Source organism: Domibacillus sp. 8LH (genome assembly GCF_038806185.1).
Classification (GTDB): domain Bacteria; phylum Bacillota; class Bacilli; order Bacillales; family Domibacillaceae; genus Domibacillus; species Domibacillus indicus_A.
Window position 1 is genome coordinate 1 of sequence record NZ_JAVJNG010000305.1, and the last position, 241, is coordinate 241.

Genomic DNA, 241 nt, shown 5'->3' on the forward strand with positions numbered 1-241 from the left:
CAAACCTGCAACTTATTATTATCCAGGTCATAAAAGTCAAAAAATCTATTATCACTGTCATCTTGAATTTCTGTTACCAAAACACCTTTTTCTTGTAATTCCCTATATGTATGCTGAATATCTTTAGTGAAAAAAATAGGATATGCTTGATTTTCTTTTGCTAAATTACGCCCTTCCTCAATTGTAAGTGACACTTCACTGTTTCCAACGGTTAATACTTGGTAATTATCACCCTCATAGC

1 protein-coding gene is annotated in these 241 nt (G+C 32.4%); it reads right to left on the reverse strand.

Annotated features, from left to right (window positions below; all coding sequences use genetic code 11):
• The coding region (locus RG959_RS24825; protein ID WP_483298930.1) for a VOC family protein at nucleotides 1-241 on the reverse strand (241 nt) is incomplete at both ends.